Below are 12,966 nucleotides of genomic sequence, written 5' to 3'. Positions count from 1 at the left end.
TGCAGCCATGAACGAAGACGTACGGCTCACCGCCTGGGTGCGCGGCCGAGTACAGGGAGTGGGCTTCCGCTGGTTCACCAGGGCAAACGCGCTGGAGATCGGAGGGCTCGTCGGCTTCGCCCTCAATCTCGACGACGGACGCGTCCAGGTCGTGGCCGAGGGGCCGAGTGAGAATTGCCACCGTCTGCTGGAGTGGCTGCGCTCCGCCGACACTCCCGGGCGTGTGGACGGAGTCACCGAGATCTGGGACACCCCGCGCGGCGGCTACGACGGCTTCGCGATCCGCTGACGGCACCTCGACCCGGCTCCGTCCGATGGGCCGCGCGGTCCTCGGGCGGACGTTCGGCGAAGGGCCGCCGAAGCGGAAATGGCCTGCTGGTTGCCGAGAAGGGCTTGCGGTGCGTGGCCGCGAGCGGAAGGATGATCGCTACGCCCCTGAGGCACCGAGTTGCGAGGCGCCGCCGCCTGCTGTGCGGCCGCAGACCCCCCGGTCGCCCCTTGATACAGGGCGTGATCGTGTTGACCGTCAAACTTTTTGGTGAGACTCTGGAATCCCCGCGCACCTTAGCTGTTTGGCAGGACGAACCGGCACGACATACAGCACTGCCGAGCATCGCGGGTGCCACATCCCTCACGACCCACACCGCATTCGGTCGGTCACTCATTGTGGAGGACCATCCATCATGGCAAAGGCGCTTCTCGGTTACGTCGGCGGCTCCGACCCGCGACTCCTCGCCGAGATGCGACGGCTTCAGCAGCGCGTCCAGGACCTCGAGTCCGAGCTGGTACGGATTCAGTCCGAGAACGACGCGCTCAACGCTGCCGCCGCACACCACGGCGAGTCGCTGCTCGACAGCATCGACCTCGACGTTCCCCAGGCGGAGCCTGCGCTCACCTGACAGTCGGCAACAGGAGACGGTCAGCCCCGACAGTCAGCCCCGTGCCGGGGCATGGTGAGAAACACTCTCGCTGGCACAGCTAGATATGCAAGGGACGCTCTGGCGTCCCTTCTTTCTTGCCACCCCCCGCGTCCCACCCCCGTTCTTACCGGAGGGTATGCCCTGCACCTTCATGGGTGAAACGCGCGACCCCCGGTAGAGTCCGGGGGCGTGCACCTCAAGGCCCTGACCCTCCGTGGTTTCAAATCGTTCGCATCCGCCACCACGCTGCGGTTCGAACCCGGAATCACCTGCGTCGTCGGGCCGAACGGTTCCGGCAAGTCCAACGTCGTGGACGCGCTGTCCTGGGTCATGGGCGAACAGGGCGCCAAGTCGCTGCGCGGCGGCAAGATGGAGGACGTCATCTTCGCCGGCACGACCGGGCGCCCGCCGCTCGGCCGCGCCGAGGTCTCGCTGACGATCGACAACTCCGACGGCGCGCTGCCCATCGACTACGCCGAGGTCACCCTCACCCGGATCATGTTCCGGGGCGGCAGCAGCGAGTACCAGATCAACGGCGACACCTGCCGGCTTCTCGACTTCCAGGACCTGCTCTCCGACTCCGGCATCGGCCGCGAGATGCACGTCATCGTCGGCCAGGGCCAGCTTGACTCCGTGCTGCACGCCGATCCGATGGGCCGCCGGGCCTTCATCGAGGAGGCGGCCGGCGTCCTCAAGCACCGCAAGCGCAAGGAGAAGGCGCTGCGGAAGCTGGACGCGATGCAGGCCAACCTCGCGCGCGTGCAGGACCTCACCGACGAGCTGCGCCGCCAGCTCAAGCCGCTCGGCCGGCAGGCCGCCGTCGCCCGCCGGGCCGCCGTCATCCAGGCCGATCTGCGCGACGCCCGGCTGCGGCTCCTCTCCGACGACCTCGTCCGGCTCCAGGAGGCGCTGAAGGCCGAGGTCGCCGACGAGGCCGCGCTGAAGGAACGCAAGGAGAGCGCCGAGAACGAGCTGAAGGCCGCCCTCGCGAAGGAGGCGGACCTGGAGGACGAGGTCCGCCGCCTCGCCCCGCGCCTCCAGCGGGCCCAGCAGACCTGGTACGAACTCTCCCAGCTCGCCGAGCGGGTGCGGGGCACGATCTCGCTCGCCGACGCGCGCGTGAAGAGCGCCACCGCCCAGCCGCCGGAGGAGCGCCGGGGCCGCGACCCGGAGGACATGGAGCGCGAGGCCGCCCGCATCCGGGAACAGGAGGCCGAGCTGGAAGCCGCTCTGGAGGCCGCCGAGCGGGCTCTGGAGGACACCGTCGCCCACCGCGCCGACCTGGAGCGCGAGCTCGCCGTCGAGGAGCGCCGCCTGAAGGACGTGGCCCGCGCCATCGCCGACCGGCGTGAGGGCCTCGCCCGGCTGCACGGGCAGGTCAACGCCGCCCGCTCGCGCGCCGCCTCCGCGCAGGCCGAGATCGACCGGCTCGCCGCCGCCCGGGACGAGGCCCAGGAGCGGGCGGTCGCCGCGCAGGAGGAGTACGAACAGCTGAAGGCCGAGGTCGACGGCCTCGACGCGGACGACAGCGCACTGGGGGAGCGGTACGAGGCCGCCCGCCGCGATCTCGCCGACGCGGAGGCCGCGCTGAACGGCGCCCGCGAGGCCGCCACCGCCGCCGACCGCCGCCGCGCCGCGACCCGGGCCCGCCACGAGGCGCTCTCCCTGGGGCTGCGCCGCAAGGACGGCACGGGGGCCCTGCTCGGCGCCCGCGACAGCCTGACCGGCCTGCTCGGCCCGGCCGCCGAACTCCTCACCGTCACCCCCGGGTACGAGGTCCCGCTCGCCGCAGCGCTCGGCGCGGCGGCGGACGCCGTCGCCGTCGACGGCCCCCGCGCGGCGGCCGACGCCCTGCGGCTACTGCGCAAGCAGGACGCGGGCCGTGCGGCGCTGCTCCTGACCGGCGCCCCGGAGCCGACGCCCCGGGAGCCGACGCCCCGGGAGCCCCACCCGGACGCGCCGTCCGGCGCCGCGCCGTCCGGCGCCGCGCCCTCCGGCCCTCCCCGCGCCGCCGACTTCGTCCGGGGCCCCGAGGACCTCATGGGTTCCGTACGACGGCTGCTCGACGGGATCGTGCTCGTCGACTCGCTGGACGAGGCCGAGAACCTCGTCCACGCGCACCCCGGGCTGACCGCCGTCACCGCCGAGGGCGACCTGCTCGGGGCGCACTACGCGCAGGGCGGCTCCGCCGGGGCGCCCAGCCTCCTGGAAGTGCAGGCGTCCGTCGACGAGGCGGCGGCCGAGCTGGAGCAGCTGGAGTCGCGCTGCGAGGAGCTGGCCGTCGCCCAGCAGGACGCCACCGAGGCCCAGCGCGCCGCCGCCGCGCTCGTCGAGGAGCTGGCCCAGCGCCGCCGCGCCGCCGACCGCGAGAAGGCCGAGGTCGGCAAGGAGTTCGGTCGGCTCGCCGGCCAGGCCAGGGGCGCCGCAGGGGAGGCCGAGCGGACGGCGGCCGCCGCGGCCCGCGCCGACGAGGCGCTGGAGAGGGCGCTCCAGGAGGCCGAGGAGCTCGCCGAGCGGCTGCTTGTCGCCGAGGAGGCACCGGCCGAGGAGGAGCCCGACACCTCCGTGCGCGACCGGCTCGCGGCCGACGGCGCCAACGCCCGCCAGACGGAGATGGAGGCCCGGCTCCAGCTCCGTACCCATGAGGAACGGGTCAAGGGGCTCGCCGGACGGGCCGACTCCCTCGACCGGGGCGCCCGTGCCGAGCGCGAGGCACGCGCGCGTGCCGAGCAGCGGCGCGCCCGGATGCGCCACGAGGCGGCCGTCGCGGGGGCCGTCGCCGCGGGAGCCCGGCAGCTCCTCGCCCACATCGAGGTCTCCCTCGTCCGGGCCGAGCAGGAACGCGCGCTCGCCGACGCCGCGAAGGGCGCGCGCGAACAGGGCCTGGCCGCCGCCCGTACCCGGGGCCGCGACCTGAAGGCCGAGCTGGACAAGCTGACCGACTCCGTCCACCGGGGCGAGGTCCTCGGCGCCGAGAAGCGCCTGCGGATCGAGCAGCTGGAGACCAGGGCCTTGGAGGAGCTGGGCGTCGAGCCGGCCGGTCTGGTCTCCGAGTACGGCCCCCATCAGCTCGTACCGCCCTCGCCGCCCGCGGAGGGCGAGGAGCTGCCGGAGGATCCGGAGCATCCGCGCAACCAGCCGCGCCCGTTCGTCCGTTCGGAGCAGGAGAAGCGGCTGAAGGCCGCCGAGCGGGCGTACCAGCAGCTGGGCAAGGTGAATCCGCTGGCTCTCGAGGAGTTCGCGGCGCTGGAGGAGCGTCACCAGTTCCTCTCCGAGCAGCTCGAGGACCTGAAGAAGACCCGGGCCGATCTCCTTCAGGTCGTGAAGGAGGTGGACATCCGTGTCGAACAGGTCTTCAGCGAGGCGTTCCGGGACACCGCGCGCGAGTTCGAGGGCGTCTTCTCCCGGCTCTTCCCGGGTGGCGAGGGCCGGCTGATCCTGACCGACCCGGACAACATGCTCACCACGGGCGTCGACGTGGAGGCCCGTCCGCCGGGCAAGAAGGTCAAGCGTCTCTCGCTGCTCTCCGGGGGCGAGCGTTCGCTGACCGCCGTGGCCATGCTGGTCTCCATCTTCAAGGCCCGCCCGAGCCCGTTCTACGTGATGGACGAGGTGGAGGCGGCGCTCGACGACACCAACCTCCAGCGGCTGATCCGGATCATGCAGGAGCTCCAGGAGTCCTCCCAGCTGATCGTGATCACGCATCAGAAGCGGACGATGGAGGTCGCGGACGCGCTCTACGGCGTTTCGATGCAGGGCGACGGGGTATCGAAGGTCATCAGCCAGCGACTGCGGTGATCAACTTCAAGTCTTGAACGCAAGGGCCGTGAAACTCAGTTTTAAGTCATACGACATCACCCCTTGACTTCGAAACATGAAGGCATAGTCTCTGCAACGTTGCTTTTACCTTCACGTGGTGGGCGGCGTGATGTTGTGCGCCACTTGAAGGGCTCGCCCCCCACGCCCCGGCGACGCTGCCGGAGCCCCCAGGAGTCCATGTGACCAGCCCCGCGCAGGCGCCCACGCCGCCGTCCGAAGGCCGAGCCGCCCACCCGGACCACCTCGGCCACGTCATCTTCATCACGGCGTCCGCCGCGATGGGAGGCTTCCTCTTCGGCTACGACAGCTCCGTCATCAACGGCGCCGTCGAAGCCATCCGGGACCGCTACGACATCGGTTCCGGCACCCTGGCCCAGGTCATCGCGATCGCCCTGATCGGCTGCGCCATCGGCGCCGCGACCGCCGGCCGGATGGCCGACCGCATCGGCCGCATCCGCTGCATGCAGATCGCCGCCGTGCTCTTCACGATCAGCGCCGTGGGCTCCGCCCTGCCCTTCGCCCTCTGGGACCTCGCCTTCTGGCGGATCGTCGGCGGCTTCGCCATCGGCATGGCCTCCGTCATCGGCCCGGCGTACATCGCCGAGGTCGCCCCCGCCGCCTACCGAGGCCGCCTCGGCTCCTTCCAGCAGGCCGCCATCGTCATCGGCATCGCCATCTCCCAGCTGGTCAACTACGGCATCCTCCAGCTCGCCGACGGCGACCAGCGCGGCGAGATCGGCGGCCTGGAAGCCTGGCAGTGGATGCTCGGCGTGATGGTCGTCCCCGCCCTGCTCTACGGCCTGCTGTCGTTCGCCATCCCGGAGTCCCCCCGCTTCCTCATCTCCGTCGGCAAGATCGACAGGGCCAAGGAGGTCCTCTCCGAGGTCGAGGGCAAGGGCGTGGACCTGGACCACCGCGTCGCCGAGATCGAGACGGCGATGCGCAGGGAGCACAAGTCCACCATCAAGGACCTGTTCGTCACGGGCACCCGCTTCAAGCTGCTCCCGATCGTCTGGGTCGGCATCGGCCTCTCGGTCTTCCAGCAGCTCGTCGGCATCAATGTCGCCTTCTACTACTCCTCGACGCTCTGGCAGTCGGTCGGCATCGACCCCTCCAGCTCGTTCTTCTACTCGTTCACCACGTCGATCATCAACATCGTCGGCACCGTGATCGCGATGGTCCTGGTCGACCGGGTGGGCCGCAAGCCGCTCGCGCTCGTCGGCTCCGTCGGCATGGCGATCGCCCTCGCCTTCGAGGCGTGGGCCTTCTCCGCCGACCTCGTCGACGGCAAGCTCCCCGAGACCCAGGGTGTCGTCGCCCTCGTCGCCGCCCATGTGTTCGTGCTCTTCTTCGCCCTCTCCTGGGGCGTGGTGGTCTGGGTCTTCCTCGGCGAGATGTTCCCCAACCGGATCCGCGCCGCCGCCCTCGGCGTCGCCGCCTCCGCGCAGTGGATCGCCAACTGGGCCATCACCGCGAGCTTCCCGTCCCTTGCGGACTGGAACCTCTCCGGCACGTACATCATCTACACGGTCTTCGCCGTGCTCTCCATCCCCTTCGTGCTCAGGTACGTGAAGGAGACGAAGGGCAAGGCGTTGGAGGAGATGGGCTAACCCCCCGCTGCCCCTCTCCTCGACACCGGAACTGCCCCGGCCAAGGCCCTATGCCTTGAGCCGGGGCAGCACCGTCTCCCCCAGCAGCCGCACGGACCGCCAGGCCTCCTCGACCGGCATCCCGCCGCAGAGCGGATGCAGCACCAGGCTCTCCAGCTCCTGCCCGAGCGCCACGCACTCCTCCGGGGTGACGATCCGGTACACCCCTTCGGCGCGCAGCTCCGCCACCGTCGTGGCCGCCGACTTCACCGCCGAGCGGATGTCCTTCGACTGCCAGGAGGCGTACGTCCGCGCCTCGTGCAGGAAGTGCTCCCCGTAGAGGTCCCAGCTCCGGTCCGGGTCCTGCGAGAGGTGCACCAGCGGGGTCGTCTCGGCCGGCATCATCGTCCAGCCCTCCGTCCCGTGCTCCGCGCACTGCTGCCGGTAGTACGTCTCCAGCTCCGGCAGGTGCGCGCTCGGGAAGAGCGGCAGCCCGAGCCGGGCCGCCCGGCGCGCCGCCGCCTTCGAGGAACCGCCCACGAGCAGCAGCGGATGCGGCTGGGTGAAGGGCCGCGGGGTGACCCGTACCGTACGGCCCTCGTACGTGAAGGGCTCACCGGACCAGGCCTTCAGCAGGGTCTCCAGGAGCAGGTCCTGGAGCTTGCCCCGGCGGCCCCAGTCGACCCCGCGCTCCTCGTACTCCTCCGGGCGGTAGCCGATGCCCGCGACCGTCACCAGACGGCCACCGCTCAACAGGTCCAGGACGGCGATCTCCTCCGCGAGCCGCAGCGGGTCGTGCAGCGGCCCGATGATCGCCGAGACCGTCACCGCGATGCGCTTCGTCGCCCCGAACACCGCGCCCGCGAAGGCGAAGGGGGAGGGCAGCCAGTTGTTGGCGGCGCCGTGGTGCTCCTCGGTCTGGATCGTGTCGACGCCGTGGTCGTCGGCGTAGGCGGCCATGGCGAGGGCGGCCCGATAGCGCTCCGAGAGGGACTCGGGGGTCGCGTGCGGATCGACGAGGTTGAACCGTACGACTGTGAAGGGCATGGGAAGTCCCCCTCCGCGCGTGGGATGCCGGCGAAGGGGGACGGTATCTGACGTGACGTCAGATGAGAACGGTCCGGGTCGGACGGAAACGGTCCGCGTCAGACGGAGACGGACTCGCGGGCCGGGTCGGGCTCCGCGGCGGCCCGCGCGGGGTCCCGCGGCAGGACGGCGTACAGCCCGCCCGCGAGCACGATCGTCGCCGCCCAGCCCAGCCCGTTCTCGCCGATCCAGGAGGAGGCCAGCGGACCGGAGAACCAGTCGACCTTCGTGAACAGCAGCCCGACCACGAGCGCCACCGCCCAGGCCGTCATGGCCTGCCAGGCGAAGCCGCCCCGGTACCAGTAGGCGCTGGTCCGTGTGGTGTCCATCAGGGCGACACCGTCGTACGACCGGCGGCGCAGCATGTCGATCCCGAAGACGCCGATCCACGCCGAGAACGCCACCGCGAGCAGCGTCAGGAAGGAGATGAACGAACCGATGAAGCTCGTCGCCACCACCATCAGCAGGAAGCCGAAGACCAGACTGATCACGGCGTTCACACTGACCGCCGCCGCGCGCGGGACCTTGATGCCGAGCGTCTGCGCCGTGAACCCGGCCGAGTACATCGACATCGAGTTGATCAGCAGCATCCCGATCAGCGCGATGATCAGGTACGGCACGGAGATCCAGGCCGGCAGCAGCTCGCCGATGAACGACACCGGGTCCTGGGCCGAGGCGAGCCCCGGGGTGGCCACCGCCATCACCGCGCCCATCAGGACCATCGGGAGCACGACGATCCCGGCGCCACCGATCGTGGTGCCGACCAGCGCCTTCGAGGAGGCCGTACGCGGCAGGTAGCGGGTGAAGTCCGGGCCGGAGGGGACCCAGCTGATGCCGCCGGCCGCGATGGTGCCGATGCCCGCGATCATCATCGCCGTCGAACCGGCCGGCTTGTCGAAGACCGCCGACCAGTCGGTGTCGGCGACCAGATAGACGAGCACGAGGACCGAGAAGGCGCCGAAGAGGTACGTCGACCACGTGCTGCACACCCGCAGGGCGTTGATGCCGAGCCCGGACACCAGGAAGGTGCAGGCGACGAAGAGCATCAGCGTCACGACGATCAGCGTGGTGTTCGACCTGATCCCGAAGAGCAGGTCGAGGACGGTCAGGACGGCGTACGCGCCGGTGACCGCGTTGATGGTCTCCCAGCCCCAGCGGGCCACCCAGATCAGCGAGCCGGGGAAGAGGTTGCCGCGCTGGCCGAAGACGGCCCGCGACAGCGCCATGCCGGGGGAGCCGCCGCGCTTCCCGGCGATCGAGATCAGGCCGACGAGCCCGTACGAGAGGACCGGCGCCGCCGTCGCGACGACGAGCACCTGCCAGAAGTTCAGGCCGTTGAAGACGACCAGGCCGGCGCCCATCGTGAGAAGAAGCACACTGATGTTGGCGGCGACCCAGGTCGGGAACAGCTCGCGGACACGACCGGAGCGCTCGGCGTCAGGGACGGGTTCGAGACCGCGGGTCTCGACGGCGCCGTCGCTCTCCGCGCTGTTCACGGGGGTCGAGGCGGCTGATTCGGCGGCAGGGGGCATGGCGGTACTCCGTGCGGGGTGTGGGGGACCCACCCAGCGTACGTGCTCCTCCTGAGGCCCGGTCGTGGCCGATACTGGACCCGTTATGGAACTCATTCTTGCTGTAGTCATCGCCCTGGTCGTCGCCGTCGCCGTGACCAGCGGGCTCGTGATCAGCGGCCGCAAGAAGAAGCAGCTGCCACCGCCCGAGGCACCGTCCACCACGCCGACCATCACCGCTCCGCCCGCCGAGCCGCACGTAGGCGAAGAGGCGGAGACGCCGCGGGAAGAGCCACGCCGCACCATCGAGGAGGTCGACCTCCCGACCGCGGAGGAGGCCGTCGAGACCCCGGCGGCCATCGAGGACCCGGTCGTCGCCGAGCCGCCGCCGGTCGCGATCGAGGTGCCCGAGCCCACCGCGGGCCGTCTCGTCCGGCTCCGCGCCCGGCTGGCCCGCTCGCAGAACTCCCTCGGCAAGGGGCTGCTCGCGCTGCTGTCGCGGGACAACCTCGACGAGGACACCTGGGAGGAGATCGAGGACACCCTGCTCACCGCCGACGTCGGTGTCGCCCCGACCCAGGAGCTGGTCGAGCGGCTGCGCGAGCGCGTCCGCGTGCTCGGTACGCGTACCCCCGAGGAGCTCCGCGCCCTGCTGCGCGAGGAGCTCGTCACCCTGCTCGGCCCGGACTTCGACCGCACCGTGAAGACCGAGAGCGCCCCGGGCACCCCGGGCGTCGTCATGGTCGTCGGCGTCAACGGCACCGGCAAGACCACGACCACCGGCAAGCTCGCCCGCGTCCTGGTCGCCGACGGCCGCTCGGTCGTCCTCGGAGCCGCCGACACCTTCCGGGCCGCGGCCGCCGACCAGCTCCAGACCTGGGGCGAGCGGGTCGGCGCGCGGACCGTGCGCGGCCCCGAGGGCGGCGACCCGGCGTCGATCGCCTTCGACGCCGTCAAGGAGGGCATCGCCGAGGGCGCCGACGTCGTCCTCATCGACACCGCCGGCCGGCTGCACACCAAGACCGGCCTGATGGACGAGCTCGGCAAGGTCAAGCGGGTCGTCGAGAAGCACGGCCCGCTGGACGAGGTCCTGCTCGTCCTCGACGCCACCACCGGCCAGAACGGCCTGGTCCAGGCGCGCGTCTTCGCCGAGGTCGTGGACATCACCGGCATCGTGCTCACCAAGCTCGACGGCACGGCCAAGGGCGGCATCGTGATCGCCGTCCAGCGCGAGCTCGGCGTCCCGGTCAAGCTGATCGGCCTGGGCGAGGGCCCGGACGACCTGGCCCCCTTCGAGCCGGGCGCCTTCGTCGACGCGCTGATCGGCGACTGACGCGTTCGCACGCGTCTCGTACGCACAGGAAGGGCCCCGCCGGAATTCGGCGGGGCCCTTCGCGTGTCGCCGTGGGCTCTTCCCCTGACGGCGTGGGCTCTCCCTGTCGGCGTGGGCTCTTGGCGGGCCGCCGTACGCCCGCCGCGTGCCGCCGTGGGTCAGAAGTGCGTGCGGTGGCAGATGTACGCCAGCGTGCCGAGCAGCAGCCGCGCCTGCGGCGGCGCGCCCGCCGTGTCGAGGGTCGGCGGGCGCAGCCAGCGGACCGGGCCCAGGCCGCCGAGCTCCGACGGCGGCGCCGTCACGTGCTCGCCCGGCCCCAGGCCCCGCAGGTCCAGGTCCGCGTCGTCCCAGCCCATCCGGTAGAGCAGCTGCGGCAACTCCGCCGCCGCGCCCGGCGCCACGAAGAACTGCGCCCGTCCCGTCGGCGTCGCGCACACCGGGCCCAGCGGCAGGCCCATGCGCTCCAGGCGGATCAGCGCCCGCCGCCCGGCCGGCTCGGCGACCTCGATCACGTCGAAGGACCCGCCCACCGGCAGCAGCAGCGCCGCGCCCGGGTACTCGGCCCACGCCTTCGTCGCCTCGTCGAGGCCCGCGCCGGCCCGGACCGGCGCGGCGAACGAGAGCGGATGCGCCCCCGGAGCCGGGCAGGACGCGTCCCCGCAGGAACACCGGCCGGAGACGGCCCGCGCGCCGGGGACCACGTCCCAGCCCCACAGTCCCGTGTACTCGGCCACCGCTGTGCACTCAGTGGTGCGGACGCGGCGGCGTGAGCCGGTCCGCATCTCACGAATGCCGCCGATCGTGAAGCCCATGCCCCCTCCAACGGGTCGGACGCGCCGGTGGTTACGACCCGGAGCCCCTCTGTCACGCTCCGTCGCCGAGGATGGCGTGCGGACGCGGGTGAGGTGGTGCGGACCGTGGCGCGCGCCTGCCGGCGCTCCAGTCCGCCGACCCTGGTTCGTCGCATGTCAAGTGAATCGTGTTCGGTGGCAGGCGAGTTCATTCGAAGGGGTGGCGAATGGTGGCGTTTCTTGAAACCGGCTCGCGAGACGGGTGATCGTAGGATTACTTTCGGTGCTCGAACCCTGGAGGTCGTGCGCGCACGGGTATGCCGGAGGCAACCCGTTTCCCTGTTCGAAGGAGTGGAACCTCCGGACGGATGCCGCACGAGACGGCATTCTGATACGGGTTCGCGCAACAGAGTCTCGACGTGGATGGGGGCGTTCCTGTGGGCGGCAACGGCGCAGACGGTACGACTGCCGGCAAGCGCCCGAACGAGCAGTTGAGCTCGTGGTTCGTGCGGAGCGGCTGGTCGAAGGGCGAACTGGCGCGCCAGGTGAACCGCAGAGCACGCCAGATGGGCGCGCACCACATCTCCACCGACACCTCGCGGGTGCGCCGGTGGCTGGACGGCGAGCAGCCGCGTGAGCCCATCCCGCGGATCCTCTCCGAGCTGTTCTCCGAGCGGTTCGGCTCGGTCGTCGCCGTCGAGGACCTCGGGCTGCGCACCGCCCACCAGGCGCCGTCCGTCTCCGGTGTCGACCTGCCCTGGGCCGGCCCCCAGACCGTCGAGCTGCTCAGCGAGTTCTCCCGCAGCGACCTCATGCTCGCCCGCCGGGGCTTCCTCGGCACCTCGCTCGCGCTCGCCGCCGGCCCCTCCCTCATCGAGCCCATGCAGCGCTGGCTCGTGCCCACCCCGGCCGGCGAGCCCGCGCCGCCCGAGCCGATCCCCGCCGGCCACCGGCCCGGCAAGCTCTCCGCGATCGAGCTCGACCTCCTCGAATCCACCACGGCGATGTTCCGCCAGTGGGACGCCCAGTGCGGCGGCGGGCTGCGCCGCAAGGCCGTCGTCGGCCAACTCCACGAGGTCACCGACCTCCTCCAGGAGCCCCAGCCGGCCGCCACCGCCCAGCGCCTCTTCCGCTGCGCCGCCGAACTGGCCGAACTGGCCGGGTGGATGAGTTACGACGTGGGCCTGCAGCCCACCGCCCAGAAGTACTTCGTCCTCGCCCTGCACGCCGCGAAGGAGGCCGGGGACAAGCCCCTGGGCTCGTACATCCTGTCCTCGATGAGCCGTCAGATGATCCACCTCGGCCGCCCCGACGACGCCCTCGAACTCATCCACCTCGCGCAGTACGGCAGCCGCGACTGCGCCACCGCGCGCACCCAGGCCATGCTGTATGCGATGGAGGCCCGCGCCTACGCCAACATGGGCCAGCCCTCCAAGTGCAAGCGGGCCGTGCGGATGGCCGAGGACACCTTCGCCGACGTCGGCCTCGACGGCGAGCCCGAGCCCGACTGGATCCGCTTCTTCTCCGAGGCGGAACTCAACGGCGAGAACTCCCACTCCTACCGCGACCTGGCCTACGTCGCCGGGCGCTCCCCGACGTACGCCTCGCTCGCCGAGCCCGTCATGGAGCGGGCCGTCTCCCTCTTCGAGAAGGACCCCGAGCACCAGCGTTCGTACGCACTCAACCTGATCGGCATGGCCACCGTGCACCTCCTCAAGCGCGAGCCCGAGCAGTCGGCCGCCCTGGTCGAGAAGGCGCTCGGGGTCGCCAAGAGCGTCCGCTCCGAGCGGGTCAACACCCGACTGCGCAAGACCGTCGACACCGCAGCCCGGGACTTCCGCGACGTCGCCGAGGTCGTCCAGCTCACCGACCGGCTCACCGCCCTGCTGCCCGAGACGGCCGAGGCCGTCTGAGCCC

General features: G+C 71.5%; 9 protein-coding genes. 6 read left to right on the top strand and 3 right to left on the bottom strand.

The window, feature by feature from the left end:
• Window positions 1-7 precede the first annotated feature (7 nt).
• The 4 genes from ACIPPS_RS00630 to ACIPPS_RS00615 all read left to right on the top strand — a co-directional run bounded on the left by ACIPPS_RS00630 (window position 8) and on the right by ACIPPS_RS00615 (window position 6,349).
• Window positions 8-289 (top strand): acylphosphatase, encoded by a 282-nt coding sequence (locus ACIPPS_RS00630; protein ID WP_401425141.1) that lies wholly within the window; start codon window positions 8-10, stop codon window positions 287-289.
• A gap of 394 nt (window positions 290-683) precedes the next feature.
• Entirely contained in the window at window positions 684-899 is a 216-nt protein-coding gene (locus ACIPPS_RS00625) for a hypothetical protein (RefSeq protein ID WP_401425138.1), read from the top strand.
• Between the two features lie 210 nt (window positions 900-1,109).
• The gene (gene smc, locus ACIPPS_RS00620) at window positions 1,110-4,718 is read left to right on the top strand and encodes a chromosome segregation protein SMC (protein WP_401425136.1); all 3,609 of its coding nucleotides are present in this window, start codon (window positions 1,110-1,112) and stop codon (window positions 4,716-4,718) included.
• A 200-nt stretch (window positions 4,719-4,918) separates the two neighbouring features.
• Window positions 4,919-6,349 carry a sugar porter family MFS transporter gene (locus ACIPPS_RS00615; RefSeq protein WP_401425133.1) on the top strand — a complete coding sequence of 477 codons (1,431 nt, stop codon included), beginning with the start codon at window positions 4,919-4,921 and terminating at the stop codon, window positions 6,347-6,349.
• A 48-nt stretch (window positions 6,350-6,397) separates the two neighbouring features.
• Here the strand turns inward: ACIPPS_RS00615 and ACIPPS_RS00610 are convergent, their stop codons facing one another.
• Both ACIPPS_RS00610 and ACIPPS_RS00605 read right to left on the bottom strand, forming a co-directional pair.
• Window positions 6,398-7,375: an LLM class flavin-dependent oxidoreductase gene (locus ACIPPS_RS00610; protein ID WP_401425131.1), complete on the bottom strand. Its 978-nt coding sequence runs from the start codon at window positions 7,373-7,375 to the stop codon at window positions 6,398-6,400.
• Between the two features lie 98 nt (window positions 7,376-7,473).
• Entirely contained in the window at window positions 7,474-8,946 is a 1,473-nt protein-coding gene (locus tag ACIPPS_RS00605) for a cytosine permease (protein WP_401425128.1), read from the bottom strand.
• Window positions 8,947-9,031: 85 nt separating this feature from the next.
• Here ACIPPS_RS00605 and ftsY point away from each other — a divergent pair, with 85 nt between their 5' ends.
• A complete protein-coding gene (ftsY, locus tag ACIPPS_RS00600) occupies window positions 9,032-10,258 on the top strand; it encodes a signal recognition particle-docking protein FtsY (RefSeq protein ID WP_401425126.1) in 1,227 nt (408 codons plus the stop codon).
• Window positions 10,259-10,416: 158 nt separating this feature from the next.
• Here ftsY and ACIPPS_RS00595 read toward each other — a convergent pair whose 3' ends face one another.
• A complete protein-coding gene (locus ACIPPS_RS00595; protein WP_401425124.1) occupies window positions 10,417-11,070 on the bottom strand; it encodes a bifunctional DNA primase/polymerase in 654 nt (217 codons plus the stop codon).
• 416 nt (window positions 11,071-11,486) lie between these two features.
• Between ACIPPS_RS00595 and ACIPPS_RS00590 the strand changes: the two genes are divergently transcribed.
• Window positions 11,487-12,962 (top strand): hypothetical protein, encoded by a 1,476-nt coding sequence (locus tag ACIPPS_RS00590; RefSeq protein ID WP_401427131.1) that lies wholly within the window; start codon window positions 11,487-11,489, stop codon window positions 12,960-12,962.
• Window positions 12,963-12,966: the final 4 nt, after the last annotated feature.

This window comes from Streptomyces sp. NPDC090127 (assembly GCF_044746945.1).
Classification (GTDB): Bacteria; Actinomycetota; Actinomycetes; order Streptomycetales; family Streptomycetaceae; genus Streptomyces.
The sequence above is the reverse complement of the archived record's forward strand: the minus strand, read 5'-3'. Positions and strand labels throughout refer to the sequence as shown.

What these genes read in the sequence shown, in the direction of transcription:
- ACIPPS_RS00630 (WP_401425141.1), top strand. Translation starts at nt 8, where the DNA reads ATGAACGAAGACGTACGGCTCACCGCCTGGGTGCGCGGCCGAGTACAG.
- ACIPPS_RS00625 (WP_401425138.1), top strand. Translation starts at nt 684, where the DNA reads ATGGCAAAGGCGCTTCTCGGTTACGTCGGCGGCTCCGACCCGCGACTC.
- ACIPPS_RS00610 (WP_401425131.1), bottom strand. Translation starts at nt 7,375, where the DNA reads ATGCCCTTCACAGTCGTACGGTTCAACCTCGTCGATCCGCACGCGACC.
- ACIPPS_RS00605 (WP_401425128.1), bottom strand. Translation starts at nt 8,946, where the DNA reads ATGCCCCCTGCCGCCGAATCAGCCGCCTCGACCCCCGTGAACAGCGCG.
- ftsY (WP_401425126.1), top strand. Translation starts at nt 9,032, where the DNA reads ATGGAACTCATTCTTGCTGTAGTCATCGCCCTGGTCGTCGCCGTCGCC.
- ACIPPS_RS00595 (WP_401425124.1), bottom strand. Translation starts at nt 11,070, where the DNA reads ATGGGCTTCACGATCGGCGGCATTCGTGAGATGCGGACCGGCTCACGC.